The 13,881-nt window shown below is 48.9% G+C and carries 12 protein-coding genes; all 12 read left to right on the top strand.

Going from position 1 to position 13,881, the window contains the following annotated elements; genetic code table 11:
* Positions 1-89 precede the first annotated feature (89 nt).
* Positions 90-1,232 carry a FimV/HubP family polar landmark protein gene (locus N7386_RS18965; protein WP_279770360.1) on the top strand — a complete coding sequence of 381 codons (1,143 nt, stop codon included), beginning with the start codon at positions 90-92 and terminating at the stop codon, positions 1,230-1,232.
* Positions 1,233-1,397: 165 nt separating this feature from the next.
* Positions 1,398-1,610 (top strand): 50S ribosomal protein L31, encoded by a 213-nt coding sequence (gene rpmE / locus N7386_RS18960; protein ID WP_011624224.1) that lies wholly within the window; start codon positions 1,398-1,400, stop codon positions 1,608-1,610.
* A gap of 511 nt (positions 1,611-2,121) precedes the next feature.
* Complete coding sequence (locus N7386_RS18955) at positions 2,122-3,366, top strand: malic enzyme-like NAD(P)-binding protein (RefSeq protein WP_011624983.1); 1,245 nt, start codon at positions 2,122-2,124, stop codon at positions 3,364-3,366.
* Positions 3,367-3,581: 215 nt separating this feature from the next.
* Positions 3,582-5,492 (top strand): RNase E specificity factor CsrD, encoded by a 1,911-nt coding sequence (gene csrD / locus N7386_RS18950; protein WP_126512037.1) that lies wholly within the window; start codon positions 3,582-3,584, stop codon positions 5,490-5,492.
* A gap of 238 nt (positions 5,493-5,730) precedes the next feature.
* On the top strand, positions 5,731-6,609 hold the full coding sequence (locus N7386_RS18945) for an MSHA biogenesis protein MshI (protein WP_279770357.1): 879 nt from the start codon (positions 5,731-5,733) through the stop codon (positions 6,607-6,609).
* On the top strand, positions 6,606-7,208 hold the full coding sequence (locus N7386_RS18940) for a PilN domain-containing protein (protein WP_279770355.1): 603 nt from the start codon (positions 6,606-6,608) through the stop codon (positions 7,206-7,208). The genes N7386_RS18945 and N7386_RS18940 overlap by 4 nt, the downstream gene beginning before the upstream one ends.
* Positions 7,205-7,855 carry an MSHA biogenesis protein MshJ gene (locus tag N7386_RS18935; protein ID WP_279770353.1) on the top strand — a complete coding sequence of 217 codons (651 nt, stop codon included), beginning with the start codon at positions 7,205-7,207 and terminating at the stop codon, positions 7,853-7,855. Before N7386_RS18940 ends, N7386_RS18935 begins: the two co-directional genes overlap by 4 nt.
* Entirely contained in the window at positions 7,842-8,159 is a 318-nt protein-coding gene (locus tag N7386_RS18930; RefSeq protein WP_279770350.1) for an MSHA biogenesis protein MshK, read from the top strand. The genes N7386_RS18935 and N7386_RS18930 overlap by 14 nt, the downstream gene beginning before the upstream one ends.
* Before the next feature lie 14 nt (positions 8,160-8,173).
* The gene (mshL, locus tag N7386_RS18925; RefSeq protein ID WP_011624217.1) at positions 8,174-9,859 is read left to right on the top strand and encodes a pilus (MSHA type) biogenesis protein MshL; all 1,686 of its coding nucleotides are present in this window, start codon (positions 8,174-8,176) and stop codon (positions 9,857-9,859) included.
* Between the two features lie 6 nt (positions 9,860-9,865).
* A complete protein-coding gene (locus tag N7386_RS18920) occupies positions 9,866-10,795 on the top strand; it encodes an AAA family ATPase (RefSeq protein ID WP_086902244.1) in 930 nt (309 codons plus the stop codon).
* The gene (locus N7386_RS18915) at positions 10,792-12,123 is read left to right on the top strand and encodes a tetratricopeptide repeat protein (RefSeq protein WP_279770347.1); all 1,332 of its coding nucleotides are present in this window, start codon (positions 10,792-10,794) and stop codon (positions 12,121-12,123) included. Before N7386_RS18920 ends, N7386_RS18915 begins: the two co-directional genes overlap by 4 nt.
* A complete protein-coding gene (locus N7386_RS18910; RefSeq protein ID WP_279770345.1) occupies positions 12,120-13,880 on the top strand; it encodes a GspE/PulE family protein in 1,761 nt (586 codons plus the stop codon). Before N7386_RS18915 ends, N7386_RS18910 begins: the two co-directional genes overlap by 4 nt.
* Position 13,881 lies beyond the last annotated feature (1 nt).

The following is a 13,881-nucleotide window of genomic DNA, read 5'->3' as shown; positions in this document are numbered from 1 at the left end:
AAAAGGGAAATGAGGTTTAGTGTACTCAGCGCGGCTAGCAAGGGCTAGTCCTAATGACAGTTTATCCAAGGATAGTTGAGAGTAAGTAAATGACTAAAATAGCGAAATCATTAGGACTCTTTGCCTTAGTATGCAGTGCTGCTGTGCAGGCACAGGTTTCCCATGTCAGCATCAACAATCGGATGTTTGAATTGGGCGCCTATCCCAAAATGCGCGTGAATGTGATCAGTGATAATCAGGATATGACGCGGCTTGAGTTTGTGTTGCATCAGTCCAGCGGTGAAGAAAAGCTGATGGCTGAGCAGCTTAATCGTTTTTTGATATTGCTGACGGGAGTTGAGGATGTCACTGATCCTAAGGCACGCTTGTTAGTTCGTGAATATCGAGTCGATCGCTGGTATGAAGTGAAAAATCTGCCGCTGTTTGATAATACTTCCTCTGCGACGTCTTCAGTATCGCAAGCAAAAACCGCGGTTGTTAAATCAAGCAAAGCAGCCAAAGCCGAAACTAGTCAGTTGGCGGCAAGCTCTGCTAAAAGTGACAAAACCACAGTTAAATCAACTAAGGTTGTGCAAGAGGTGAATTTAGTCACCGCTGAAGCAGATGTTGCGCCCGTTATTGTGGCGGCTGTGACGGCAAACGTTGCAGCGCCCCGCGCTTCTGGATTTACCTTCCCAGAGGATAAGCCTGAGGCGAAAGCATCCTCCAGCTCGAGTTCGTCGGTAGTGGCATCTGCTAAAGCTGAAGTGGCTAAATCTGAGCCATCTAAAACTGAAGCAGCTAAAGCTGAGATGTCTACACCTGAACCGTCGACAACAGGAATCGCGAGTGAGCCGGCGGTTGCACAAGCGTCTGCTGATCTGCCAAGAGTGGATAAAAGCAAAGCTGCGATTGATGCGCCCGAAGTTAAGGCTGGCGAAGCAACTGCAACCGAGGTTAATACGGTAAGTTCGACAAATTCTCAGTCAACAAACTCGGGTGAGTGTCTGTTGGATTATCACAACGAGACGTTATGGCGTATTGCCAATCGCTATGCCCCTGAATGGAAAGTAAGTGTCTATGGCGCCATGCTGGCGATCCACGATGCAAACCCTAAGGCATTTTCGAAGAATCGGATTAACGCGCTGAAGAAAGATGCCACGCTTTATTGTCCATCGGCTGAGATACTTGCCCGTTATCCCGAAGCGCAGGCGGCTAAGACAAGTTTCGAAGATAGAGAGGCGGGCAGATAAATGTTCGCGAGCAAGTAGATTATCGTGAAAATGCTCAGATAATCTACTTGTATCCGCGTAGGTGATACTGTACTATTCTGCGCCCTAACATATCGTTATTAACTGCATGTGGTGTCCGACTTCGGGTTGGAAGAGCGACATGGCCTTACATTTGAGGTAATCCCAATGAAACCAGGTATCCACCCAGAATATGCAGTAATCACTGCAAACTGTACTTGTGGCAACGTAATCAAAGTAAACTCTACTGCTGGTAAAGACCTGCACTTAGACGTTTGTGGTGCATGTCACCCATTCTACACAGGTACACAAAAAGTTGTTGATACAGGCGGTCGTATCGACAAGTTCAACAAGCGTTTCGGTATGCTTGGCAAGAAATAATTGCGTAAGCAATGTTTCTAAAAAAGGCGCCTATGGCGCCTTTTTGCTTTCTGGCCTGCTGGCACAAAATCGCTACTCTTCTGCCTTTCTGGTACGACTTCACTTAAAAAAGCATCAAAGTCACTTAATAGTAGGCTAAAGCCGCCTAAATCGACTTATTTATAGCAATTAACTATAAGATAACGCAGTTAGCTATCTCTATTGTAATTTAATCAACATTTTTGGCTTTATTAGGCATTTTTTCATTGCTTTAGTGGGTTATGTTCGTTTGTTTCCTACAAATTTAAACAGATAATCATCCTTTATTGGCAGAGATAAGTTTATAAAACTTGGCTTAGAGAGATAAATCTGTCGCAAAGGCGAAATTTCTCAATATCTTATTTAAAAATTAACCCAATTGGCGTATCTTACCCCGACCTGCCACACTGTTTAAATCGCCCGTAAATGAGGTGATCTTGGGGTGGTCGGCCTTACTTCCATACTTATAAATGTCGCATTTCAGGATGTTAAAATGTCAGATATTCGTCAACAAGCACTCGATTATCATGAATTCCCCGTTCCCGGTAAAACCGCAGTCTGCCTCACTAAACCTGCTGAAACCAGCCATGACCTCGCGCTAGCCTACAGCCCAGGTGTAGCTGAACCGGTACGTGAAATTGCTGCTAATCCTGACAATGCCTATCGTTATACCAACAAAGGTAACACTGTCGCTGTTATCACCAACGGCACGGCGATTCTGGGGTTAGGTAATTTAGGCCCATTGGCGTCAAAACCGGTGATGGAAGGTAAGGCTCTGTTGTTTAAACACTTTGCGAATATCGACTCGACCGATATCGAAGTGACCCACAACACCACTGAAGAGTTTATTAACACTGTTGCGGCTATCGCTGGCACCTTTGGTGGTATTAACCTCGAAGACATCAAGGCGCCAGAGTGCTTTGTTATCGAGCGCGAATTAATTGAGCGTTGTAATGTGCCTGTGTTCCATGATGACCAGCACGGCACTGCGATTGTGACGGCTGCGGGTATGATCAACGCCTTAGAAATCCAAGGCAAACTGATCAGCGATGCGACCTTTGTGTGTATGGGTGCTGGCGCTGCTGCGATCGCCTGTATGACCATGCTGGTAAAATGTGGTGCAAACCGCGCCAACATCTACATGTTAGATACCAAAGGTGTTATCCATACGGGTCGTACCGATCTGAATGAATACAAAGCCTTGTTTGCAAACGATACTGACAAGCGCACTTTGCAAGATGTGATTAAAGGTGCCGACGTATTCTTAGGTTTATCTGGCCCGAACGTGATTGGCGCTGAAGAAGTGGCCATGATGGCGGATAAACCAGTGATTTTTGCCTGTTCAAACCCTGATCCTGAAATCAAACCAGAGCTTGCCCACGCGACGCGCAGCGATTTAATCATGGGTACTGGTCGCAGTGATTATCCAAACCAAGTGAACAACGTACTATGTTTCCCATTCATTTTCCGTGGTGCCTTGGATGTGCGTGCATCTTGCATTAACGATGAAATGAAAGTGGCTGCAGTACATGCGATTGCTGGCTTAGCCAAAGAAGAAGTCCCAGCGAGCGTGCTTAAGGCTTATCCAAAGGTGAGTTCATTAAGTTTTGGTCCTGAATATGTGCTACCAAAACCTATGGACCCACGTTTATTACCTCGCGTTGCCCGCGCTGTCGCGCAGGCTGCGATTGATTCGGGTGTTGCGGCAATCACTACGCTGCCACACTACGCCGATTAAGAGCGAGTTCGACTAAAACCCAAAAGAGGCTAATTAGCCTCTTTTTTGTTTTTACTCGGGATAAAAATTCTGCCATGTGAATGCTTTGAGCGGCGTTGAAAACCAATCCTTGGTTGCCTTTTGGCTTATGCTACTGAATAATCTTGAGTAGCATTTGTTTAACTCGTGTTAAGAGTGCACCGATAATTATAATAATCCTGCAGGATAGCGGCTCGATGAAATTCACTCGAATGTTAACTACAAAATTAACCAGTTTTTGGTTAATGTCCTTGGCCGCTATCGCCTTTGTCTTTTTACTCAGCGCCATGATGAGCTTTGTGCAGTTGACCTATAAGTTTCAACAGCAAAAAGTGACTGAGCTGGAATCCCTTTTGATTGAACATTACCAAACTCAACCCGATTGGGAGTTAGAGTCTTGGTTGCCACCTATGCTGCTGGCGTACAACGCCGTCGAATTCCGTTTGACCATGAAGAGCGAAGTGCTCTTCGCCTATCAGGGCAACGTGCAAACACAAAATGCCATGGTCTATACCCATTTGCTCGATCCCCAGTCGGGATTGAATATGACCCTCACGCTGCCACAACCCTTCGAGCATTACAGCGTCAGTTGGTATGAATTGCTTATTTTAGGCGTGGGCTTACTGGCGGTGATTGCGCTGGTGCGTTTTGGCCATGTGTGGTTTTCGCAGCAGCTAGATGGTATTGAAGAGCTTGCTCAGCGTAGCCGATTGATTTTGCAAGGTAAACACGAGCAAGCCCTCGCAACGCCGGGCAATGGTAAACCTAGGCTCATCAACCGAGCCTTAACTAAGCTGCTCGAAGAGTTGCAGGATGCCCATAAAGAGCGCGGCCGTTTCGATAAGTTTATTCGCTCCAACACTTTTTTAGATGCGCAAACCCGTATCGGTAATCGGTTGTTTTTAAACAACCGCCTCGACGCCTTGAGTCATGACCAAGGCATGGTGGCCCACGGCGTGATTTATCTGTTGGAGATGGACGACCTCGATTTACTGCAACAAGCCAAAGGGGAGAGCGCGGTTAAGGAGTTGCTCCATGCGACAGTTAACAGCATTAATTCTATTTTGCAGACCTTACCCAACAGTATCTTTGCACGCCGCTCCCATAATCAATTTGCGATTGTCGTACCCCATGTGTCTTTGATTGAGGCCGATCAGCTCGCCAGTAAATTACTCAAAGTCTGTTTGAGCCAACCTTTGCCCGACGATGTGGAGAATCAAGACAACTTTTATCATTTGGGCTGTGCTTACTTTACCGCCGGGGATAATGTTAATCAGTTGCTTGATGAAGCCGATATGGCATTACGCGCCGCGCAATTACAAGGTAACAGTAATTGGTTTATGTACGACAAGGGCGCGATTGATGAGGAGTTTGCTAAAGGCTCGGTGCGTTGGCGCAGCTTCTTAGAGAATGCCTTGGTTCAGCGGCGTTTTTATCCTTTTAGTCAGCCAGTGATGGATTCCGACGGCGTTGAGCATCACAAGGAAATCTTTACCCGGGCGCGGGATAATCAGGGCGCGTTAGTGCGGGCGACGCTCTTTATTCCCATGGCAAACAAATGCGGTTTGATGCCCCAGATTGAGCGGCAGATGATTGAGCGAGTATTAGGTTTGTTGTCGCAAGAAAAACATAAAAATCAAGTCTATAGTGTGAACCTGAGCCTAGATACCTTAATGAGCCGCGCCTTTACCCAGTGGCTTAAAACCACTCTGCTCGAATATCGCCACCTGACGCCACAACTGATTTTTGAGGTGTCCGAGGATATCGTTATCCAACACCAAGATAAGCTTAAGCCTAAGCTGGATATGATCCGTAAGATGGGCGCGCGACTGTGTGTCGACCATGTGGGTCAGCAGGTGGTGGGTACTTACTATATTCGCGAGTGCCATTTCGACATGATTAAACTGCATAGGTCGATTGTGCGCCACATTCATTTGCGCCCAGAAAATCAATTGTTTATCCGTAGTCTTATCGGTGGCTTATATCGCACCGAAGTGCAAGTCTGTGCCGAGGGAATTGAAGTGTTTGAAGAATGGCAAACCCTACAAATCCTCGGTGTGGGTATGGCGCAGGGCATGTATTTTAGTGAGCCGATTGAGGTGCAATAGCGGGGAATTTTTTCCTCTGCGTATGTGATCACTGTGGAAGAATAGGGCCGAAATGTCGGATTTCTCTATATAATTCACTGATTAGCGGCTAAACTAGCCTGTGCCAAAATTATGACGCTGGATATGATGGGTTTCACATTTTACAGGTGATGTGCTTTATCCTTATTTCAGTTTTGGACGTTTGTTATTCGCGCTCTTATGACTCAAGCTTTAACTTTATCGGAAGACAGGCATTTTTATGGATAAAGGACTTTTTGCTCGGTTAGCCTTTTGGCGAGCCAAACAGGCTGGCTCGGCGCTCGGTGTTTATGTCTGTGCCGATAAACTGTGGGTCTATGCTTCCGCGACTGAAAGTCTTGCAGAACAATGGGTTTCCTATGAGCTGCAACAGGATCTGTGGCAACAGGCCTTCGCCGAACTTGCCAATGCCTTTCCCCACGCATCTTTGCAAATAGTTCTCGGTAGTGGCCGCTATCAGTTGCTCGTGGCCGATAAACCGAATGTCGATAGTGACGAATTATCCCAAGCTTTACTCTGGTCGATCAAAGACATGGTTAATATCCCTGTGCCGCAAATTCACTTGGATTACTTTGAGTCGCCTCTACCGAGCAATAAGCTCAGTGTGGTTGTGGTCGATAAAGAAAAGTTGCGCGCTATGGTGCAGGCCATCAGCGATCAAGGTTTAAGTGTGCTAGGAATTAGCATCGAAGAATTAGCCATGACTAACCTGTTTGATGAGGATAATCAGGCGAGATTAGTCGTGAGCCATCATTCAGGGCAAGAGTTGTTGCTGACTGTGGTCAAGCAAGGTCAGCTGTATATGCAGCGCCGAGTGCGCGGTTTTACCGAGCTGGATAAGGCCGAAGTGGATGAGCTTAACTACGGACTGGCGGATAACTTAAGCCTAGAAATTCAGCGTTCTATGGATTACTTTGAAAGCCAATTGCGTCAGCCTCCGGTCGCCTCAATTGAATTATTTGCCGACGGCGCAGTGGATGCCTTGGCTAAGTTGGTATCGGCTAACTTTAACCAAGCCGTTAATGTCGTTAATAAGCGTGCCGTGGGCGCGAGCATGGCGGGATTAGCCTTTTGTGAACTTTCACGAGGTGCCGAGTGATAAAATCGAGAGTCAATCTATATTCTGCGGCATTATTACCCCCAAAGCAGAGCCTAACCTTTTCGAAATTAATGAGTTATACCCTAGGCTTGGTTCTGGTCTGCGCCATACTTGCGGCGTTTAGCTATTGGCAATTGGCCGAGTCTCAGCGGGCGCTAAGCCAAGCCTCGGCGCAAAAACAGCAATTCAATCAGCAAAAAGCGGAACTGGAAGCGCAAATCGCCGCCCGTAAACCCGATGCAGAGTTAGTCGCGCGCGTCGAGCTAGAGTCGCAGCAGCTCGAGTTAAAACAATTATTGATGAATGAGCTGGCACTGCGCTCATCCCTCACCAGCCGAGGCTTTGCGCCCGTGCTGAAGGATTTAGCAATGGTGGCCGATGCGAGTGTTTGGCTGAACCATATTGTGATTAACGAGCAGCACTTTATGTTTGAAGGCTTTGCCGATCATCCGCAGAGCATTCCTCAATGGGTGGGCAAGTTAAAGACAACGAACACCTTAAAAGGTCAGGCTTTTTCGTCTATGACCATGGATCGCGGTGAGGATAAACCGCTGGCTTTCACGCTAACGAGTGAGACCCCAGAGGAGCAGGCGCGATGAAAGCCCGATTTGAACAGTTAGCGCAAAAGTTTGATGTTCTCAGCCAGCGTGAGCGCGGGCTTATCGCTCTCGCCGTGTTAGTGCTGGTCGCCATGTCGGCCTATATGCCTATCGAGTCGCTGTGGAAACAACAGCACTCGACGGCGCAACAAGTGAAGGCGTTAGAGCAAGAAAACAAGATTTCGACGCAACAGATTGATTTATATCAGCAGCGATTGGCTATGGATCCTAATCAGGACTATCGTCAGCGTTTAAACTTGTTGCAGCAACAGAATCAAGAGATTGATGCTCAGCTCAATGAGCAGATGGTGGATATGGTGCCCGCCGATTATATGCCTGAGCTATTAGGTAATCTGCTTGGGCAGGTTCAAGGTATTAAATTACTTAAGTTTACCTCGGTTACGCCCGTGCCACTTCTTGCCGTGGGTGAAGAGAAAAAGCTGAATCTCTACAGCCATGGAATACGCATGAGCTTGGAGGGGGATTATTTTTCTGTGCTGCGCTTTGTTGAAGCGGTAGAGGCTATGCCCGACAAACTTTACTGGAAACGACTCGACTATAAAGTAGCCGATTACCCTAAGGGGAAAATCGATATTGAGCTTTATACCTTGAGTATCAATAAGGACTTTATCAGTGTCGCTAAATAAGCCTTATATTTTCATTGCATTATTGGGGTTGTCGGCCCACTTATCGGCCGAAACCTTAAGGGATCCGACCTTGCCCGGTAAAGGCTACTCGGCCGCCGGCGCCGTGACTCAGAACCAAAACAAAGCCCTAGTGCTTAACAGCATTGTCAGCTCGGGCAACACGGCCTATGCCGTGATCAACAATAAGATTGTGTCCGTGGGAGACAGCATTCAAGGGGTCAAAGTGGTGCGTATCACCCCCTCGTCGGTCTCCTTGTCTGACGGACGGAAATTAGCATTATTTCAAGCAATAATAGAGAGATAGGGAATAACACTCAGATGACAGCCATTAAATATATTACGCCTCTACTCTCACTTTGCCTTATGGCCTGCCAAACCACGGATAGACCGCAGCCCGTTGCTTCAAAAGAAGCGCTGGCCACCTCGATGCAAACCGCGAGTCAGCCAACGCCACCACCACCGGCCACTATGCCCGATGCGGTGCAGCGTGAGCTGAATGCCAATGCCATGATGGGTGGATTAACTCCGCCAATGGAAACAGAGCGTCGTATCGATGTGTCTGCCCATGATGTGGATGCAAGGGTGTTTTTCCCAAGCCTAGTGCAGGGCACTCCCTTTAGTGTGGCAGTGCATCCCGATGTGCAGGGCACGATTTCATTGTCACTCAAAGGCGTGACACTGAGTGAAGCCATTCAAGTGGTGGAAGATATTTATGGTTATGAGGTGAGCCGTGAAGGGCGCATCCTGCGCGTGTTCCCCGCGGGCATGCGGACTGAGACTTTCCCTTTAAATTACTTATACATGGAGCGTGATGGTCTCTCGTTGACCTCTGTGAGTTCTGGCCGGATCTCCGACAATAACAACTCGAATAACAATAACTCCAATAACAACAATTCGAACAACGGCAATTTTGGCAATAACAGCAACAATAACAATTCCAACAACGGTAATTACGGCAACAATAACAGCAGTGATAGCACTAACGGCACCTTTATTCGCTCGCGCACTAAGACCGATTTTTGGGGTGAATTGAAAGAAACCTTGAGTGCCATTATTGGTGACACTGGCGGTGGTCGTCAGGTGGTGGTGACGCCACAGGCGGGATTAGTGACTATTCGTGCCTATCCTAATGAGTTACGTCAGGTACGTGCCTTTTTAAATTCCGCCGAGAGCCATCTGCAACGCCAAGTGATCCTCGAAGCGAAGATCCTCGAAGTCACTTTGTCTGATGGTTATCAGCAAGGTATTCAGTGGGATAACGTATTGGGCCACGTAGGTAATACCAATATTAATTTTGGTACCTCTGCGGGCGCAGGCTTGAGTGATAAAATCACCGCTTCCCTCGGTGGCGTGACGTCCTTAAGTATTAAAGGCTCAGATTTCAATACCATGATTAGCCTGCTCGACACCCAAGGCGATGTGGACGTGTTGTCCAGCCCAAGGGTGACGGCATCGAACAACCAAAAGGCGGTGATTAAGGTCGGTACCGACGAGTACTTTGTCACCGACGTTTCATCAACCACAGTGGCGGGCACTACGCCTGTGACCACGCCTCAGGTAGAGTTAACGCCGTTCTTCTCGGGCATCGCATTGGATGTGACGCCGCAAATCGACAAAGACGGTAATGTGTTGCTCCATGTGCATCCTTCCGTTATCGATGTTAAAGAACAAACCAAGGACATTAAGGTCAGCAGTGAATCCTTAGAGCTGCCGCTGGCGCAGAGCGAGATCCGCGAATCCGATACCGTTATCCGCGCGGCTTCTGGCGATGTGGTGGTGATCGGTGGTTTGATGAAGAGCGAAAATACTGAAGTGGTTTCTCAAGTGCCACTGCTCGGTGATATTCCGCTCGTGGGCGAATTATTTAAAAACCGCAGCAAGCAGAAGAAGAAAACCGAGCTGATTATTATGTTAAAACCGACCGTTGTGGGCGGGGATACTTGGAAAAACGAGTTAGAGCGTTCTAAGACCTTACTCGACCGTTGGTATCCAGAAAATAAGTAAGCTTCCATGTATTTGAAGCACTTTGGACTCAGTCAAACGCCATTTTCGTTAACACCTAATACCGGATTTTTTTTCGGGTTATCCCCGCACGTAGAGGCGCTGCAAGTGTTGCAGACCGCCCTACAAACCGGAGAGGGTTTTATCAAAGTCACTGGCGAAGTGGGCACGGGCAAAACCTTAATCTGCCGTAAGTTGATTAATGAGCTGCCGCAGGGCTTCCATTGTGCATATCTTCCTAATCCTTATCTCACCCCCGCCGAGCTGCGCTGGGCGGTGGCCAATGAACTTGGATTAAAATACACCAGCGAAATCGATCAGCAGCAACTTACCGGACTTATCCAGCAGCAATTACTTGCTCTGAGTGCCCATGGTCACGCCATCGTATTAGTGCTGGATGAAGCGCAGGCCTTGCCCGATGAGAGCCTCGAAGCGCTGCGACTGTTTACCAATCTTGAAACCGAAAGCCGTAAGTTATTGCAAGTGGTGCTCTTTGGTCAGCCCGAATTGGATGAGCGATTAAAGCGCCAAGCCTTTAGACAATTGCGGCAACGCATCACCTTTAGCTACAGTCTGCGGCCGTTAACCTGGGATGAAACCGATGCCTACATCCGTTACCGCTTAGCGGTGGCAGGTTATGCGGGACAAGCCTTATTTGGCCCTAAACTCACCCGTAAGATCGCCGAGGCATCTCGTGGGATCCCAAGATTGATCAACATTTTAGCCCATAAAGCCCTGATGCTCAGTTTCGGCGAAGGCGCAACTCAGGTGCGTATGGCCCACATTAAGGGCGCGATACAAGATACCGAAGATGCCAGTCGCGGCTCACAAAGGTGGCCAGCGTATATGGCGATCGCACTGATAGCATGTGCAGCGGCAATTGGGGCATTACTGCTCTCTGGCGTTAACCTGCAACAGTTGTGGGGAGGTGTAGCATGAGTGTGATCAACAAGATGCTGCAGGATCTCGAAAAGCGCCAGCAGGGCCATTCCCTTAGCAATGTGGCTGTGCATCAGGCGCAGTATTTAGGGCGCCCCAATCCATCGCGCAAGTGGTTAGTAATCAGCTTAGTGTCGCTGCTGGTGGGCGGCTTATCGGTATATGCCTTTCAGGCGAGTTACGGCGTAAAGAGCGTCGCGGATGACAGTGTAAATCCTGTAGCGAGTGCGCAAACTCAGCCGGATAACGCCAGCCCACAGATAGATACGAGTCCTCTGGAAACAGAAACGACTAAGTCAACAGAAACGACGACACCAACTGAGCCAACAGCAGATATGGAACAAGTGAGTCCGCCGTCAACAGCAGCTCCTGCAAAGGGGATCTCTGCGTCAGCGGAATCTTCCCTAAGTGTGGCTCAATCTGCCCGTGTCAACGCGGCGGCCGTTGAGCCAACAAGTGAGCAGGCAACCGAATCGATTGCGGTACACTCCTCAACCGATACAGCTAACAAAGCGGTATTAACCCAAGAGTCGGCGCAGACCCAAAGTGAGTCACAACAGGTTACCGCTACAGCAAATCAAGCAGACGTTAACGCAAATCAGAGCGAAGTAAAAATAACTCAAACAGAGCCTAAGGCGAGTGAGTCAGTCGTGCCTGATGCGACTCAAGCTTCGAGCCAAGCTTCAAGCCCAGCTTCGGCTCAGGCTCAGTCAGCGGGGCAAATGGCGATTCGAGAAGTGAAGTTATCCCCAAGCCAACTCGCGCAAAAGCAGTTAGTGTTAGCGGCGGATGCCGAAAAGCAGGGGCAGCTGGTTAAGGCGATGGATTACTACGCTAAAGCACTCAAGCTCGATCCAAGTTTGCACGAGTCGCGCAAACAACTGGCGGCGCTGCATTATGGTCAAGGTGAGCTGGCGCAAGCAGCCGAAGTGTTGGCGCAGGGACGATTGCTTTATCCGCAAGAGTTTGAATTTGCTTTGCTATTGGCAAGGGTGCAACATGCTATGGGCGAGACAGATTCGGCTCTTGCTAGCCTTGCTCAAATCCCCGATAGCCATAGCTTGGCGAGGCAAAAGTGGTTAGCGCAAACGGATTTGGCCCAAAAACAAGGCCAATATCCGTTAGTTGAACAGGCTTACCGCAAGTTATTGCAGCAGGAGCCGCAGCAGGGGAAATGGTGGATGGGATTAGCCTATGCCCTCGATTCACAGCAGCAATTTGGTCCCGCCAGTCAGGCCTATCGCACCGCCTTAAGTTATTCAGGCCTGTCGACCCAAGCCACGGCTTTTATTGAACAACGTTTACAACAACTAGGAGATAGCCAATGAAACCCAGATTAAAGATGCGTTTGGGCGATCTGTTAGTTCAAGAATCGATTATTACCGAAGAGCAGCTACAACAAGCTTTGGGAGAGCAGCGCAAGACTGGGCATAAGCTCGGCCGCACCCTGATTGAGTTGCGCTCTATTACCGAAACCCAACTATTGCAATTTTTGTCGCAGCAGCTCAATCTGCCGCTGCTGGATATCAGCAAACGCCCCATCCCCGCCGAAGTGGTGAACCTTATCCCCGAGGTGCAAGCGCGGCGTTTTCGCGCCCTCGCGGTGGAAGATCGGGGTGATACGGTATTAGTGGCCATGAGCGACCCGGCGGACTTGCAGGCGCTCGACCATTTAGAAATTTTAATCGCACCGAAAAAGCTCAGTGTTGCGGTCGCCCCCGAACAGCAATTACTGCAAGCCTTCGATAACCTGTATCGTCGCACCGACCAAATCGCGCAAATCGCCGGTAAGCTCGAAGAGGAATATGCCGCAGATCAAATGTTTGATCTGGCGAGCCTGACCTCAAGCGATAGCGATAATGAAACCACAGTCGTTAAGCTGCTGCAGTCGATTTTTGAAGATGCGGTGCAAATGCGCGCCTCGGATATTCATATTGAGCCTGGCGAAAAAGCCCTGCGGATCCGCCAACGTATCGATGGCCAGTTACACGAGACCATTCTAAATGAGGTCAATATCGCGGCGGCCTTAGTCTTGCGCCTTAAGCTTATGGCTGGGCTAGATATTTCTGAAAAACGTCTGCCGCAGGACGGTCGTTTCCATATGGAAATTAAGGGCCACAAGATTGACGTGCGTATGTCGACTATGCCGATCTACCACGGCGAATCTGTGGTAATGCGTCTACTCGACCAATCCGCAGGCTTACTGACGTTAAACGAGACAGGGATGCCGCCGCATATTTTGGCGCGTATCCGTAAGCAGATTAAACGTCCCCACGGCATGTTGCTGGTGACTGGGCCTACGGGTAGCGGTAAAACAACCACCTTGTATGGCATCTTAAGTGAGCTCAATACTGCGGATCGCAAAATCATCACGGTAGAAGATCCGGTCGAATACCAATTGCCAAGGATCAACCAAGTTCAAGTTAACCATAAGATTGGACTCGATTTTTCGAACGTGCTGCGCACGACTTTACGTCAAGACCCGGACATTATCATGGTCGGTGAGATGCGTGACCAAGAAACGGTGGAGATTGGTCTTCGGGGCGCACTTACGGGTCACTTTGTGTTGTCCACCTTGCACACTAACGATGCGGTGACCAGCGCGCTACGTTTGCTCGATATGGGCGCTGCTAGTTATTTAGTTGCGAGTGCGCTAAGAGTGATTATCGCCCAGCGCTTAGTGCGCCGCGTGTGCCATAACTGCGGGGTGGAATATCAGCCTACGGTGCAGGAAAAAGCCTGGCTGAATAGTGTGAGTCGTCAGGACTTTTCATCGGCTAAGTTCCGCATTGGCACTGGTTGCCAAAGCTGTAACGGCAGTGGTTATCGCGGCCGTATCGGTATTTTTGAGATCCTCGAATTGGATGAAAAGATGATCGATGCGATGCGTACCGGTAACCCACAGGATTTTGCCCGTGCAGCCCTGCAAAGCCCTAACTTTACTCCGCTTGCCGAGTCGGCACTGCAATATTTGAGCGAGGGCATGACGACCATTGAAGAGGTGGCTAAGCTTGTTGAGGACGTGAGTGAATCGCAAGTACCACTCTCGCGGGATATTATCAGTCAGCAAGGCGTTGAGGCGTAAT

The organism is Shewanella sp. GD04112 (assembly GCF_029835735.1).
Taxonomy (GTDB): Bacteria; Pseudomonadota; Gammaproteobacteria; order Enterobacterales; family Shewanellaceae; genus Shewanella.
The sequence above is the reverse complement of the archived record's forward strand: the minus strand, read 5'-3'. Positions and strand labels throughout refer to the sequence as shown.

Coding starts and splice junctions, on each gene's coding strand:
- N7386_RS18965 (WP_279770360.1), top strand. CDS start 90: ATGACTAAAATAGCGAAATCATTAGGACTCTTTGCCTTAGTATGCAGT.
- rpmE (WP_011624224.1), top strand. CDS start 1,398: ATGAAACCAGGTATCCACCCAGAATATGCAGTAATCACTGCAAACTGT.
- N7386_RS18955 (WP_011624983.1), top strand. CDS start 2,122: ATGTCAGATATTCGTCAACAAGCACTCGATTATCATGAATTCCCCGTT.
- csrD (WP_126512037.1), top strand. CDS start 3,582: ATGAAATTCACTCGAATGTTAACTACAAAATTAACCAGTTTTTGGTTA.
- N7386_RS18945 (WP_279770357.1), top strand. CDS start 5,731: ATGGATAAAGGACTTTTTGCTCGGTTAGCCTTTTGGCGAGCCAAACAG.
- N7386_RS18935 (WP_279770353.1), top strand. CDS start 7,205: ATGAAAGCCCGATTTGAACAGTTAGCGCAAAAGTTTGATGTTCTCAGC.
- mshL (WP_011624217.1), top strand. CDS start 8,174: ATGACAGCCATTAAATATATTACGCCTCTACTCTCACTTTGCCTTATG.
- N7386_RS18920 (WP_086902244.1), top strand. CDS start 9,866: ATGTATTTGAAGCACTTTGGACTCAGTCAAACGCCATTTTCGTTAACA.
- N7386_RS18915 (WP_279770347.1), top strand. CDS start 10,792: ATGAGTGTGATCAACAAGATGCTGCAGGATCTCGAAAAGCGCCAGCAG.
- N7386_RS18910 (WP_279770345.1), top strand. CDS start 12,120: ATGAAACCCAGATTAAAGATGCGTTTGGGCGATCTGTTAGTTCAAGAA.